This is a genomic window from Hymenobacter sp. B1770 (assembly GCF_049896385.1).
Lineage (GTDB): Bacteria > Bacteroidota > Bacteroidia > Cytophagales > Hymenobacteraceae > Hymenobacter.
The window spans coordinates 236,114-250,460 of sequence record NZ_JAFCUF010000003.1 but is presented as its reverse complement, the minus strand read 5'-3'; the positions used below and the strand labels follow the sequence as shown (position 1 = coordinate 250,460).

The 14,347-nt window shown below is 60.9% G+C and carries 9 protein-coding genes; 3 read left to right on the top strand and 6 right to left on the bottom strand.

The window, feature by feature from the left end; genetic code table 11:
- The first annotated feature begins 32 nt into the window (after nucleotides 1–32).
- Entirely contained in the window at nucleotides 33–698 is a 666-nt protein-coding gene (locus ACP7AJ_RS07880) for a DUF2461 domain-containing protein (RefSeq protein WP_426059643.1), read from the top strand.
- 43 nt (nucleotides 699–741) lie between these two features.
- On the opposite strand, the gene ACP7AJ_RS07875 is transcribed toward ACP7AJ_RS07880, so the two are convergent.
- The 4 genes from ACP7AJ_RS07875 to ACP7AJ_RS07860 form a co-directional block, all read right to left on the bottom strand.
- Nucleotides 742–1,212 (bottom strand): DUF6702 family protein, encoded by a 471-nt coding sequence (locus ACP7AJ_RS07875; RefSeq protein WP_426059642.1) that lies wholly within the window; start codon nucleotides 1,210–1,212, stop codon nucleotides 742–744.
- 133 nt (nucleotides 1,213–1,345) lie between these two features.
- Nucleotides 1,346–2,692, bottom strand: a complete 1,347-nt coding sequence (rseP, locus tag ACP7AJ_RS07870) for an RIP metalloprotease RseP (RefSeq protein WP_426059641.1) — start codon at nucleotides 2,690–2,692, stop codon at nucleotides 1,346–1,348.
- A gap of 121 nt (nucleotides 2,693–2,813) precedes the next feature.
- Entirely contained in the window at nucleotides 2,814–3,980 is a 1,167-nt protein-coding gene (locus ACP7AJ_RS07865) for a 1-deoxy-D-xylulose-5-phosphate reductoisomerase (protein ID WP_426059640.1), read from the bottom strand.
- 54 nt (nucleotides 3,981–4,034) lie between these two features.
- A complete protein-coding gene (locus ACP7AJ_RS07860) occupies nucleotides 4,035–4,742 on the bottom strand; it encodes a GAF domain-containing protein (RefSeq protein ID WP_426059639.1) in 708 nt (235 codons plus the stop codon).
- A 233-nt stretch (nucleotides 4,743–4,975) separates the two neighbouring features.
- On the opposite strand from ACP7AJ_RS07860, the gene ACP7AJ_RS07855 reads away from it, so the two are divergent.
- Both ACP7AJ_RS07855 and ACP7AJ_RS07850 read left to right on the top strand, forming a co-directional pair.
- Nucleotides 4,976–6,142 (top strand): NAD(P)/FAD-dependent oxidoreductase, encoded by a 1,167-nt coding sequence (locus ACP7AJ_RS07855; RefSeq protein WP_426059638.1) that lies wholly within the window; start codon nucleotides 4,976–4,978, stop codon nucleotides 6,140–6,142.
- A gap of 157 nt (nucleotides 6,143–6,299) precedes the next feature.
- Entirely contained in the window at nucleotides 6,300–7,844 is a 1,545-nt protein-coding gene (locus tag ACP7AJ_RS07850; RefSeq protein WP_426059637.1) for a SulP family inorganic anion transporter, read from the top strand.
- 209 nt (nucleotides 7,845–8,053) lie between these two features.
- On the opposite strand, the gene ACP7AJ_RS07845 is transcribed toward ACP7AJ_RS07850, so the two are convergent.
- Together ACP7AJ_RS07845 and gltB are read right to left on the bottom strand one after the other, a co-directional pair.
- Complete coding sequence (locus ACP7AJ_RS07845) at nucleotides 8,054–9,523, bottom strand: glutamate synthase subunit beta (protein ID WP_426059636.1); 1,470 nt, start codon at nucleotides 9,521–9,523, stop codon at nucleotides 8,054–8,056.
- A 180-nt stretch (nucleotides 9,524–9,703) separates the two neighbouring features.
- Complete coding sequence (gene gltB, locus ACP7AJ_RS07840) at nucleotides 9,704–14,224, bottom strand: glutamate synthase large subunit (protein WP_426059635.1); 4,521 nt, start codon at nucleotides 14,222–14,224, stop codon at nucleotides 9,704–9,706.
- Nucleotides 14,225–14,347 lie beyond the last annotated feature (123 nt).

Genomic DNA, 14,347 nt, shown 5'->3' with positions numbered 1-14,347 from the left:
GGGAGTTTGAACGTCCTCATTTCTCCAACTTCATGCAGCTTAAACCCCTCTTCACTTTCCTTACTGGCCTAGCCAAACACAACGACCGGCATTGGTTTCAGGAGCGCAAAGCCACCTACGACGGGCTGCGTGCTCAGTTCGTGGAAGATGCAGAATTTCTGGCCCGGGAACTGGCCAAGCTCGACCCCGTGTTGGCCGGGCCTGAGGGCCGTACCAGCATTTTCCGCATCTACCGCGACGTGCGTTTCAGCAAAAACAAGGACCCCTACAAAACGCACTTTTCGGTGTATTTCACCGCCAGCAGCAGCAAGGAAGTCGACGCGCCGGGCTATTACCTGCAGCTCGGTCCCAATGGCAGCACCATGATAGCCGGCGGCCTATATCATCCCGATAAAAATCAACTGGCCGCCATCCGCCAGGAAATCGATTACAACGCCGACGAGCTGAAAGCCCTGCTCGCCGCGCCCGGTTTCCGGCGCTACTTCGGGAATATGGTTGGTGACAAGCTTAAAAAGTCGCCTGCCAGCTACCCCGTCGAACACCCGGATATTGAATTGCTTAAGCACAAAAGCTTCGTAGCCGCCCACCAGATGCCGGATGCCGATGTGCTCAGCCACGAAGATTTCCAGGCGCACGTGCTGGAGGTTTTCCGGGCCATGGTGCCGTTCTGCCAGTTTATGCGCGGGGCCATTTCGTAGCGTAGGCGTGGGCTGCAACGGCTCGTTTTGTACTACTGCGCTGCTACCAGGTTAGCAGCTCCTGCTCGTGGCCGGCGCGGAAAAGGACGCTCTGCTTTTTGTCGCCGGCTTCGATGTTCACGATGTTCATCTGGTCGCTGAATACATCGAGCAGCAGGCCCTGACGTAGCTGCACGCTGGGTACGGGACCGGGGAGCGGCACTTTGCAATACAGCCAGTAGCCGTCGTTCTCAGCCTGCATGCCCAATAGCTGCAACGGCAGCGGCGCCCCGGCGGCAGTGCTGAACTTGAGGGTGCGCTGCAAGTATGCTGCGGCTAGCACCAGCGGGCGCGGCCCCGGGGCGCTCAGGCTCACCGGCGTGGGCTGGCCTTCGGAAAGCGCCTTCTCAAAATCGTCCGTAAACACCTTCACCGATAGCTCTAGCTGCTTTTTGGCGGCGTTGTAACGCAGTTCCGTCAGCGAGGAGTGATAGGCGTGGAAGACCGGGGCGGCCCCCGTTAAAGGAAGCAGCAAGAGCAAAACCGCAAAAACGGAAAGCAAGCGCATGGCTGGGGGAGGGGATAAATGAAATTGGTGGGTTAGTGAATTGTAAGACCCTTGAGGCCCGAAATCAATTCACTAACCCACCAATTTACAATTGCAGCACTTAGGAAATGGCTTTCAGCAGGGGCTTGAGGATGATGACATAGGCCATCAGGGCCAGAATCAGCATGGTGCCCACGCGCTGGGCGCCTTCCAAGAACTTGTCGGACGGCTTGCGACGCAGAATCATCTCGTAGAGCAGGAACACCACGTGGCCGCCATCGAGGGCTGGAATGGGCAGCAGGTTCATGAAGGCGAGCACCATGCTCAGGCCCGCGGCCAGGCCCCAAAAATGCTGCCACTCCCAGGTGCCCCCAAACTGCTGGGCAATCTCAACGGGCCCACCGAGGCTCTCCGAGGCGGAGATTTCGCGGCGGAAGATTTTGCCGAAAGCCCGGGCCTGCAGGCCAATTACCCCAAAGGCCTTTTCCACGCCCTGCGGAATGGCCTGGGCCAGGGTGTAGCTCCGCGTGCCCAGCTTCAGCGTGGACTTGCGCTCGAAACCAATGCGTCCCGACTCGCTCACCTCGATGGCCAGGGGGATGGTTTCGCCGTTGCGCTCTACGATTACCTCGGTTTTCTTGCCTTTGTTGGCTAGCAGCGCGGCTTGCAGTTCATCGAAGAACTGCACGGGCTGGCCGCCTACGGTCGTGATTTTGTCGCCGGCTATCAGGCCCGCTTTGGCCGCGGCCCCGCCGGGCACCACGCGCTCCACGGCAAAGGTTTCGCGGGGGCGCACCAGTAGGCTGTCGGCGCTTTGCTTGGCAAATTTGTCGAGGAAGTTGCTCGGAATGTTGATGTCAACCAACTCCCCGCCGCGGTCCACGGTGTAGAACGAGTTGTTGCCCATGATGACATCGGGCTTGTACACGTCGTCGAACTCGGTGAAGGGCCGGCCGTTGATTTTTACAATCTTGTCGCCGGTGCGGAAGCCAATTTCCCGGCCCAGGCCGTTCGGCAGAATGCCGTAGCGTGCCTCCGAAGCCGGCAGAAACACGTCGCCGTAGTGAAACGTCATGGCCGCGAAAATCACGATGCCGGTAATGACGTTCATGATAATGCCGCCGAGCATCACCAGCAGGCGCTGCCAAGCGGGCTTGCCGCGGAACTCATCATCCTTGGGTGGGCCGGCCAGGGCAGAGGCGTCCTGCGTCTCGTCTATCATGCCGTGAATCTGGACGTAGCCACCCAGCGGGAACCAGCCGATGCCGTATTCTGTCTCGCCAATCTTCTTTTTGACAAGCGCAAAATTTGCCACATTGGGCATTGGAAACAGAAAGTCGAAGAAGATGTAAAATTTATCGACCCGAATTTTAAAAAGCTTTGCGAAGGCAAAATGGCCGAATTCGTGCAAGCCAACAAGTAGCGACAGCGCCAGCAGCAGCTGGCCAATCATGGTTAAGATTTCCAAGGGAGGGATTTGTCATTCTGAGCGCTGCGAAGAGTCTTATCACGCTGGCGCCCCTAAGGTTAAATGGTCTGACGAAAGTAGCCGTGATAAGATGCTTCCTTCGTTAGCAGGACAAAAGTTTTTACAGTAGCGTTTCAGCCACGCGGCGCGTTTCCGCATCGGTAGCTACCAAGTCGGCCAGCAACGGCTCTGCAAGGTACGAAACCCGTGCCAGGCACCCCGCCACCAGGTCCGACATTTGCCGGAATCCTACTTGCTCGCGCAGGAAAGCAGCCACTGCCACTTCGTTGGCGGCATTGAGCACGCAGGGGGCGTTGCCGCCCCGCCGCATGGCCCCAAAAGCCAGCTCCAAGTTAGGGAAAGCAGCTCGGTCGGGTGCTTCGAAGGTGAGGGTGGGGTAGTCGAGGAAGGAAAAGCGCGGGAAGGTGTTGGCTAGCCGCTGCGGGTAGCCCAGGGCGTATTGGATGGGCAGCTTCATGTCGGGCAGGCCGAGCTGAGCTTTCAGCGAGCCGTCCTGGAACTGTACCAGCGAGTGCACAATGCTTTGCGGGTGCACCACCACATCGACCTGCTCGTTGCTGAGGCCGAACAACCACTTGGCTTCAATCACTTCCAGGCCCTTGTTCATGAGGGAGGCGGAGTCGATGGTGATTTTGGCGCCCATGTCCCAGTTGGGGTGCTTGAGGGCCTGGGCCTTGGTCACGGTTTCCATCTGCTGGGCCGTGCGGCCGCGGAATGGGCCACCGGAGGCCGTGAGGATGATTTTCTCGATGGGGTTCTGCTCTTCGCCCACCAAGCACTGGAAAATGGCCGAGTGCTCAGAGTCGACGGGCAGCAGACGCACCTTGTGCTGGCGCACGAGGCCGGTAATCAGTTCGCCGGCCACCACCAGGGTTTCCTTGTTGGCGAGGGCAATGTCTTTGCCAGCCCGAATGGCGGCCACCGTGGGCAATAGCCCCGCGTAACCCACCAAGGCCGTGAGCACAATGTCGATTTCGGGGCGCGTCACCACTTCGGCCAGCGCGGCGGGGCCGGCTACCACTTCCGTTTCAGGCTGCTGGGCTAGGGCCGCTTTCAGCGGCTGGTAAAAGCTTTCGTCGCCAATCACGACCACCGCGGGCCGAAACTGCTGCGCCTGCTGCGCCAGCAGCTCCCACTGCCGCTGGGCGCTGAGCACTGCCACCCGAAACCGGCCCGGCTGCTGCCGCACCACTTCCAGCGCCTGCGTGCCGATGGAGCCCGTGGAGCCTAGCAGCGCCAGCGTTTTCACCTTGTTATTGTCAACCATAATGCTACTAACACAGAAACGCCGCAAAAGTAAGGCGCCTCTGCCAGCCCGGAATTAAGTGCGGCGCAAGGTAGCGGCTACAAACTGGTCGATGATGCCAACAATGTCGCCGGCTTCCTTGGCAATGGCGGAGGAAAGAGGCGCCTGTGGGGTAGGAGCCGCACGCTCGGCCAGGGCAGTGAGGCGGGCCAGCTGCTCGCCAATGGCTTTGTAGATAAACGTCCAGAGCATGGCCGTGGAGCCAGCGTGGGCCCCCAAGATGCGGCGCAGCTCAAGTAAGCGCATCACCAGCCCGGCAAACGTGCCGAGCAACTTGCGCTCGACGGGCGAAAATTGCCGGGGTGGGCCGTCGTACAGGCAGAGCGTGCCAATGTTATGGCCCTCGGCGGTGCGCAGGTTGTGGCCGGCATAAAACCGCAGGCCCAGCTGCTGAATAAGCGAAATGTCGATGCCCGGCACATCATCCTGATTTAAATCCTCAAACACCGCGGTGTCGTTCTGCAGAATAGTGGCTGAGCACAGGCTTTGGTCGCGCGGTATGCGCTCGATGGGCACCGGCAGGTTGTAGGGGGCTTTAATCAGTACTTCTTTTTCCTGCACTATGGAAAGCATGGCGTTGGAAACCCGGAATAGCCGGGCGGCCGCGGCAACCACATCGTCCAGTACCTTTTCGCTGCTGGCATCCAGCAGCTTGTAGCGCTCCAGTTCCTGCAGTCGGGCGGCATCGTAGGCCGGAATAAGGGGAGTTGGGGTTGAACTCAAAGTATGAGGCGGGGGACGTAGCAATGAAAAGGGAGGCCTCGACGGGCAAAAAGTGCCGCTTACTCAGCAACCATCGTTGAGGTGTACCGTTGCAGTTGCTCAAGGGTTTCGCAAGTTGCTGGTTTAATTAGACGCTGCGCCCATAGTATCCAGCAGAAGGTGTTTTTGTTTGGATGTGGTGGGATTAGTGCAATATTTCCCTCGGAGGGGTGCCGCCCACTACCTTTGAAGCCGTGCCCACTCTCTCTCAATTCGACTACGACGTTGCCATCATCGGCGCGGGCCCGGCCGGGACAGCCTGCGCCCTGGGTTTGCGCCAGAGCGGCCTGCGCGTGGTCCTGCTCGACAAGGCCCAGTTCCCGAGAGACAAGGTATGCGGCGATGCCATTCCCGGCCACGCCCTCAAGGCCCTGCGCCAGCTCGACCCCGCCTTTGCCGACAGCCTCTGGCACCTTCAGCCGCTCGACGCCGTGCGCCAGTCCCGCCTCGTGGCTCCAAACGGTGGCAGCCTCGACCTGCAGTGGAAGCTGCCCAGCTTCAACTGCCCCCGCGAAAGCTTCGATGATGCCCTGCTGGCGCTGGTGCGCTCCTACGCCCCCGGCACTACTATCGTCGAAAATACCAGCCTGAAAAGCCTTCATATCGAAGCCGACCACGTTCGGCTACAACCCGCAGCTGGCCCCGAAATCAGCTGCCAGTTAGTCATCGGCTGCGACGGCGCCAACTCTGCCGTCGGCCGCAAGCTGCTGCCCGAGCCCCGGCTGGCCCGGGCTCACCACTGCGTGGGCGTGCGGGCTTACTTCGAGAACATAAAAGGTGCCGAAAGCGGCACCACCGAGTTTTTCCTCACCCGCGATTATCTGGCCGGCTACTGCTGGCTGTTTCCCGTGGGACAGGGCCGCTACAATGTGGGCCTGGGCATGCTGGCCGAAGTAGTAGCCGAGCACAAAGTCGACCTTAAGCAGCAGTTGCAGCGCCTGCTCACTACGCATCCCGCCCTGGCCGGCCGCTTCGCCGAAGCCCGGCAACTGGGTCCCACGGTGGGCTTTGGCCTGCCACTGGGCGGCGGGCGCGTGCGGCCCATCAGCGGCGAGCGGTTCATGCTCTGCGGCGATGCAGCCTCGCTCATCGACCCCCTGCAGGGCCACGGAATCGATACGGCCATTCAAAGCGGCATGCTGGCGGCAGTGCAAGCGGCGGCCTGTTTTGCCAGCCAGGATTTCAGCGCCGCTCACATTGCTGGCTACGATGCACAAGTGGCGAACAAGATTGGGAAGAAGCTGGCCAAAAGCTACCGCCTCATGCGCTTCCTGAGCACCAAGCCCTGGCTGGTGAACGCGGCCGTGAGCCTGGCCAAGGTGCCAGGGCTGAAGCCCTGGGTGCAGAAGGCGATAGGGTAGGGGCCAACCCCGCGGCGTAGGGCTTACCTTTGTGGAAACCTTCCCTCTCCCCGCTATTTTCAAGCTCACCCCGCCCTGAGAACTGGCCCAAAAACGTGGTGCCGCCGCTTCCCACCGGAAGCGTGCGGCTTTTCTTTTGCCTTTTTCTCCGTTATTGATGTTTGCTGTTTCTGCTTATCTCACCCAATACAAGTTCAATCCTAAAAACGAAATTCTGGCCGGGCTCACCACCGCCCTGGCCCTGGTGCCGGAGGTGGTAGCCTTCGCGCTGCTGGCCCATATCAGCCCATTGGTGGGCATCGGGTCGGCATTTATCATATGTTTAATTACAAGTGTGTTCGGTGGTAGGCCGGGCATGATTTCCGGGGCGGCGGGGTCAGTGGCCGTGGTAATTGTGAGTTTGGTAGTGCAGCACGGGGTCGAGTACCTGTTTGCCGCCGTGGTGCTCATGGGCCTGATTCAGGTTGCCATCGGGCTGTTGCGGCTGGGTAAGTTCATTCGGCTTGTGCCGCAGCCGGTGGTATACGGATTTGTGAACGGGCTGGCCGTTATCATCTTTATGGCGCAGCTCGAGCAGTTCAAGGTGCGCGATGCAGCCGGAGACGAGCACTGGCTCACGGGCACGGCACTGCTGCTGATGATGGGCCTGGTAGCCCTTACCATGGCCATTGTGTACTTCCTGCCGCGGCTCACGAAGGCGGTGCCTGCCTCGCTGGTGGCCATTGTGGTGGTGTCGGCACTGGTGATTTTTGGCGGACTGCAAACTAAGGCGGTGGGTGACATTGCTTCTATTGCGGGCGGGCTGCCCTCTTTCCACCTGCCGCAGGTGCCGCTCAACTGGGACACCTTCGTGCTGGTGCTACCCTACGCCTTCATCATGGCTCTGGTGGGCCTCACCGAAAGCCTTCTCACCCTCACCGTAGTCGATGAAATGACTGATACCCGCGGCCGGGGCAACCAGGACTGCGTGGCCCAGGGCTTGGCCAACGTCACCTCCGGCCTGTTTGGCGGCATGGGCGGCTGCGCCATGATTGGCCAGACCATGGTCAACCTTGAATCGCGGGGCCGCGGGCGGCTGTCGGGCGTGGTGGCTGCCGTGGCGCTGGCCCTGTTTGTGGTAGTGGGCGCGCCCGTAATTGAGCGGCTGCCGCTAGCCGCGCTGGTGGGTGTGATGTTCATGGTTGTCATCGGCACGTTTGAGTGGGCCAGCCTGCGCATCCTGCGCCGCATGCCCCTCACCGACGTGCTGGTGATGCTGCTCGTAACGGTCGTCACGGCCGTTTCGCAGAACCTCGCGCTGGCCGTGCTGCTGGGCGTCATTGTGTCGGCGCTGGCCTTTGCCTGGGAAAACGCCAAGCGCATCCGCGCCCGCCACCACGTGGATGCGGCCGGTGTGAAGCACTACGAAATATATGGGCCCCTCTTCTTCGGCTCGGTGCAGGCCTTCGGCGAGAAGTTCGACGTAGCCACCGACCCGGCCGAAGTCATCATCGACTTCCGCGAAAGCCGGGTGGCCGATATGTCGGCCATCGACGCGCTGCACAAGCTTACCGAGCGCTACCAACGCGCCGGCAAAACTCTGCACCTGCGTCACCTCAGCCCCGACTGCCGCAAGCTGCTGGGTAATGCCAGCGCGCTTATCGATGTGAATATTGAAGAAGACCCGCTGTATATAGTGGCGGGGGCGAACCGAATGTATTGAGGTTAAGAGCCTATCCTAAAAGGCGGTCATGCTGAGCTGGTCGAAGCATCTCTACCGCGTAACTAACTCCTATGATGGGATTACTTGCGCGGTAGAGATGCTTCGACCAGCTCAGCATGACCGTTCTTTTTTCGAGCCTATTGGGATAGGCTCTAAGTACTGTAGCGCGAACTGCAGAGTCCCTGCCGGGCACGGTCGCGCTACTTCTTTTACGTAAACATTCCCACCGCATTCTTGCTGGGCAGGGCGGTCTTCCCGGTCAAAAACTTGTCGACCTGCCGCGCCGCTTCGCGACCTTCTGAAATGGCCCACACCACCAGCGACTGCCCGCGGCGCATGTCGCCGGCCGCAAATACATTGGGCAGGCTGGTTTGGTAGTCTTTTTCGGTGGCGCGCACGTTGCTGCGCTCGTCCAGCTCCACGCCCAGTTCGGTTAGCAGACCGGTAGTGCGGGGCCCTGTGAAGCCCATGGCCAGCAGCACGCGCTGGCAGGGGATTTCGCGCTCGGAGTTGGGCACTTCCTCGAAACGCATGGGCCGGCCCATGATGTCGGTTTCCCAGGTCACTTCGCTCACGAGCAGGGCGCGCAGGTTGCCTTGCTCATCGGGGAGGAATGCCTTGGTGTTTACGCCCCAGTAGCGCTGGCAGCCCTCCTCGTGCGAGGAAGTTACTTTGAGCACCATGGGATAGTTGGGCCAGGGCATGTGCTCGGTGCGCTGCTTGGGCGGCTGGGCCAGCAGCTCAAACTGCGTGACCGAGGCCGCGCCCTGGCGGTTGGCCGTGCCTACGCAGTCGGAGCCGGTGTCGCCGCCGCCGATGACCACCACGTCCTGGCCGTGGGCCAGAATGGGCTCCTCGAACACCTCCAGTTCGCCCACGCGCCGGTTGTGCTGGGTGAGGTAGTCCATGGCGAAGTGAATGCCGGGCAGGTCGCGGCCCGGCACGTTCAGGTCGCGCGGAATACTGGCGCCCCCGGCCAGCACCACGGCATCGAAGGTGCTGGTGAGCTCGGCGCCCGATATGTCGCGGCCGATTTCAGTGTTGCAGCGGAACACCACGCCATCGTCTTCCATCACCTGCAGGCGGCGGTCAATTACCCACTTGTCCAGCTTGAAATCGGGGATGCCGTAGCGCAGCAGCCCGCCGGGGCGGTCGTGGCGTTCAAATACCGTGACGGAATGCCCCGCCTTAGCCAGCTGTGCTGCGGCTGCCAGGCCCGCCGGGCCCGAACCTACCACTGCTACGGTCTTGCCCGACTTCAGTAGGGGTGCGCTTGGGCGCACGTAGCCTTTGGCAAACGCCGTTTCGATGATGTGCTTCTCGATTTCCTCAATGGCTACCGGCGAGTTGTGGATGCCCAGCACGCACGCCGACTCGCACGGCGCCGGACAAATGCGCCCCGTGAATTCCGGGAAATTGTTGGTTGATGACAGAATGCGGTACGCATCTTCCCAATCCTGCTGGTATACCGCGTCGTTGAACTCGGGAATGATGTTGCCCAGCGGACAGCCCGAATGGCAAAACGGAATGCCACAGTCCATGCACCGAGCCGCCTGCTGGTTAAGCTGCGGCTCGGAATATGCACCTACAAATTCGCGGCTATGCGAGAGGCGCTCCTGAGGAGCCGCTTTGGGTGGCAGCTCCCGCTCAAATTCTTTGAAACCGGTAATTTTACCCATGGTAATAAGTCTGCTCGTCAAAAGGCTAACTGTCTGATATGTATTATGCTTGTATTATCCGCCTTGCTGAGGCGTCTGTCATGCTGAGCTTGCGAAGCATCTTATCAGGTCACAACGACTTGTTCAGTTCTGATAAGATGCTTCGCAAGCTCAGCATGACAAGCGGCTTATGAAGTTGGTTTACCCTGCCGTGGCATACTGCGCCTTCTGCAGCACCTTCTTGTATTCACTTGGAAACACCTTCACAAACCGCCCGGCTTCCTCGCTCCAATTCGCTAGCAGGAACGTGGCTACCTGGCTGCCGGTGAGGTGCACGTGCTTCCGTAGCAGCGCCTGAATCTGGTGTTCGTCCTCGGTTTCGAGGGGGTCGAGCTCCACCATTTCGGGGTTGCAGTTTTGGGGCAGCACGCCGTCGGGGTCGTACACCCAAGCAATGCCGCCGCTCATGCCTGCTGCGAAGTTGCGGCCTGTGCGACCCAGAATGAGCGCCCGACCGCCCGTCATGTACTCGCAGCCATGGTCGCCCACGCCTTCGACTACGGCCGTGGCGCCGGAGTTGCGCACCGCAAACCGTTCGCCGGCCTGCCCGCGCACAAACAACTCGCCGGAGGTAGCCCCATACAGCGCTACGTTGCCGATGATGATGTTCTGCTCCGGGACAAACCGGGCTTCGGCCGCTGGGAAAATGGCCAGCTGCGCCCCCGAGAGTCCTTTGCCCACGTAGTCGTTGGCTTCGCCTTCCAGAGAGAAAGACAGACCCCGAACGCTGAAGGCACCAAAGCTTTGCCCCGCCGAGCCCTTGAAGCTGTAGTTGATGGTATTCTCGGGTAGACCGGCCGCGTGGTAGCGCTTCGCAATCTCATTGGATAGCAGCGTGCCGATGGTCCGGTCGGTGTTGTGCACGTCGAAGGACGCGAAGACTGGAATCCGCTCATTCAACGCCGGCTGGGCCTGCTCAAGCAGTTGCCAGTCCAGAATATGAGTCAGGCCGTGGTCCTGCGATTCGCTATTGTAAAGCGTGCCGCCCGAAATGTTCGCGGCCGGATGCAGGATGCCTGACAAATCCAGGTGGCGCGCTTTCCAGTGGGTCAGGCCTTCGCGCACCTTCAGGAACTCGGGCCGGCCCACCATTTCGTTGATGGTGCGAAATCCCAGCTCGGCCATGATTTCGCGCAGCTCTTCGGCCAGGAAGCGAAACAGGTTTACGATATGCTCGGGCTGGCCCGTGAAGAGCTTGCGGAGCTCGGGGTCTTGCGTGGCCACGCCCACGGGGCAGGTGTTGAGGTGACATTTGCGCATCATGATGCAGCCACCTGCCACCAGCGCGGCCGTGGCCACGCCCCATTCTTCCGCACCCAGCAGCGCGGCAATGGCCAGGTCGCGGCCGGTTTTGAGCTGGCCGTCGGCTTGCAGCACCACGCGGCTGCGGAGCTGGTTGCGCACCAAGGTTTGGTGGGCTTCGGCCAAGCCCAGCTCCCAGGGCAGGCCGGCGTGCTTGATGGAGCTGATGGGGGAGGCCCCGGTGCCACCATCGTAGCCGGCAATGAGGATAACGTCGGCGTGCGCCTTGGCCACGCCGGCTGCAATGGTGCCTACCCCCGCCTTGCTCACGAGCTTCACGTTGATGCGGGCGGCGCGGTTGGCATTTTTCAGGTCGAAAATCAGCTGCGCCAGGTCTTCGATGGAGTAGATGTCGTGGTGGGGCGGGGGCGAAATCAGGCCGACGCCGGGCGTGGCGTGGCGCACTTTGGCAATCCACTCGTCGACTTTATGGCCGGGCAGCTGACCCCCTTCGCCGGGCTTGGCGCCCTGGGCCATCTTGATTTGCAGCTCGTCGGCATTGGTGAGGTAGTGGGCCGTCACGCCGAAGCGGGCCGAAGCCACTTGCTTGATGGCCGAGCGCATGGAATCGCCGTTGGCCATTTTCTCATACCGCAGCGGGTCTTCGCCGCCCTCGCCGGTGTTGCTCTTGCCGCCAATGCGGTTCATGGCAATGGCCAGGGTGCTGTGCGCCTCGTGCGAAATCGAGCCAAACGACATGGCCCCCGTGGCAAAGCGCTTCATAATGCCCTCAGCCGGCTCCACTTCCTCCAGGGCAATGGCCTCGCGGTGGTGGGCAAAATCGAGGAGGCCGCGCAGGGTAAAATGCCGCTCTGGCTGCTCGTTGATTAGGCGGGCGTAGCGCTGGTAAGTAGCGTAGTTGTTGGTGCGCGTGGCCAGCTGCAGCAGGTGCACCGTTTCGGGGTTGAAAGTGTGCACCTCGCCGCGGCGGCGCCAGGCATACACGCCGCCTTCGGGCAGCAGGGTTTGCTCCTCGGGAGTAGTTGTTTTGAAACCCTGGAAGTGCTTGTAGAGCGTTTCGCGGGCTATTTCATCTAGGCCCAGGCCGCCGATACGCGTCACGGCCCCGCAGAAATAAGCGTCCACCACAGCCTGGTTGATACCCAGTATTTCGAACACTTGGGCGCCATGGTAAGACTGCAGCGTGGAGATTCCCATCTTCGAGAAAATCTTCAGCAAGCCGTCGCACACCGCCTTGACGTAGTTGTAAGTTAGCTTGGAGAAGTCTTGCTCCACCGGGAATTGCCCGGCTTCCTGCCTGGTCCGGATGGTGGCCAGCGCGAGGTAGGGGTTGATGGCCGTGGCTCCAAACGACAGCAGACAGGCAAAGTGGTGCACTTCCCACACGTCGCCAGCTTCCACCACCAAACCCACCGAGCCCCGGTAGCCCAGCTTGATGAGGTGGTGATGCACGGCCGATACCGCGAGCAGCGACGGAATAGGCGCGTGCTCGGAGTCCACGGCGCGGTCCGACAAAATCAGCACTTCAAACCCGTCGACCACGGCGTCCTCGGCGTAGCGGCAGAGGCGGGCCAGGCCGTTTTCGAGGGAGCCCGGCTGTCCGTCGGCCCGGAAATACGCTTGCAACGTCTTGGCATTGAACATGCCCGTGTCGATGCTGCGCAGCTTCTCCAACTCGTGGTTGCTCAGAATGGGCTGCCGCAGTGCCACGCAGTGGCAGTGGTGCTTGTCCTCGTCGAGAATGTTGCCGTTGTTGCCCAGAAACGTGGCCAGGCTCATCACCAGCCGCTCGCGAATAGGGTCGATGGGCGGGTTGGTGACCTGGGCAAAAAACTGCTTGAAGTAGCTGCTCAGGTGTTGGGGCTGGTCAGAGAGCACGGCCAACGGCACGTCCACACCCATGGAGCCGATGGGCTCCTTGCCTTCCAGCGCCATGGGCGTGATGATGGTGTCAATGTCCTCGCGGGTATAGCCGAATACCTGGTGGTATTTGAACACGGAGTCGGCGGCCAGGTCGGTGAAAACCTGGCGCGGCTCGGGCAATTCTTCCAGCTGAATCTGGTATTCGTTCAGCCAGTCGCCGTAGGGTTGCCTACCGGCGGCTTGGGCTTTCAGCTCCGCATCGGCAATGATGCGGCCGGCCACGGTGTCGACCAGCAGCATTTTGCCGGGCTGCAGGCGGCCTTTCTGCACCACCGTGCTTTGGTCGATGGTAAGCACGCCCGCTTCGGACGCCACCAGCACGCGGCCGTCGCTGGTTTCCACGTAGCGCAGGGGGCGCAGGCCGTTGCGGTCCAGCATGGCGCCAATCATTTTGCCATCGGTGAAGAGCAGGGCAGCGGGGCCGTCCCAGGGCTCCATAAACGTGGCGTGGAACTCGTAAAAGGCCTTTTTTAGTGGGTCCATCTGGGTGTTGCCGTCCCAGGCCTCGGGCACCAGCATCATCATCACGTGGGGCAGCGAGCGGCCCGAGTGCAGCAGGATTTCCACGATGTTGTCGAGGCAGGCCGAGTCCGATTGCCGGCTGTCGATGACGGGCAGCAGCATGTCCATTTCCTCCGAGGAGAAATAAGGCGACACGTAGTTGCGCAGGCCGGCATAAAACCAGTTCAAATTGCCGCGCAGCGTGTTGATTTCGCCGTTGTGGGCAAGTAGCCGGAAGGGCTGAGCCAGCTTCCAACTCGGGAAGGTGTTGGTGGAAAACCGCGAGTGCACCATGCCAAAGGCCGACGTCACCCGCTTGTCGCTGAGGTCGGGGAAGTAGCCGCGCACCTGGTAGGTGGTCAGCTGGCCCTTGTAGACGATGACTTTGCAGGAAAACGACGTAAAGTAGAAGTCTTCGGCACCCGACACCGTTTCGGCCACAGTCTTCTCAATGAAGCGCCGCAGCACGTAGAGCTTGCGCTCAAAGTCGTCGGGCTGCGCAATGCCAGCCGGGCGGCCCACAAACACCTGCTCCATGAGGGGCTCAGCGGCCAGCGCGGTGGGGCCAATGCCTTGCGGGTTCACCGGCACGGGCCGGAAGCCGAGCAGGGGCATGCCAAGTTGCTCGGCACCAGCCGAAATACTGTCCCGGCAAGCGGCTTGAGCGGTTTCGTCTTTGGGTAGGAATACCATGCCCACGCCGTAGCAGCCCGGTTCGGGCAGGCGGATGTTCAGGGCCGTGCACTCTTCCAGAAAAAACCAGTGCGGAACCTGCAGCATCAGGCCGGCGCCATCGCCGGAATCGGAATCGCAGCCGCAGGCGCCGCGGTGCTCCATGTTTTCCAGCATCGTCAGCGCGTCGCCGATGATGCTGTGTGTTTTGCGGCCGTTGAGGTAGGTTATAAATCCAGTACCACAGGCATCATGCTCAAATTCGGGGCGGTACAAGCCTTCGGCATTGTCGGTGGATTGCATTGCGAATAGTAAATGCTTAAAGAATCCATCAGGCTAGCCCTGCAGTCATTAGGCTTTGCCTGAACTGACTGTAGTAGGCACTAGCTGACGATGATTCGCAATTTCCTCGCTCCACAAGGGCAG

What these genes read in the sequence shown, in the direction of transcription:
- ACP7AJ_RS07850 (WP_426059637.1), top strand. Translation starts at nt 6,300, where the DNA reads ATGTTTGCTGTTTCTGCTTATCTCACCCAATACAAGTTCAATCCTAAA.
- ACP7AJ_RS07880 (WP_426059643.1), top strand. Translation starts at nt 33, where the DNA reads ATGCAGCTTAAACCCCTCTTCACTTTCCTTACTGGCCTAGCCAAACAC.
- gltB (WP_426059635.1), bottom strand. Translation starts at nt 14,224, where the DNA reads ATGCAATCCACCGACAATGCCGAAGGCTTGTACCGCCCCGAATTTGAG.
- ACP7AJ_RS07845 (WP_426059636.1), bottom strand. Translation starts at nt 9,523, where the DNA reads ATGGGTAAAATTACCGGTTTCAAAGAATTTGAGCGGGAGCTGCCACCC.
- ACP7AJ_RS07865 (WP_426059640.1), bottom strand. Translation starts at nt 3,980, where the DNA reads ATGGTTGACAATAACAAGGTGAAAACGCTGGCGCTGCTAGGCTCCACG.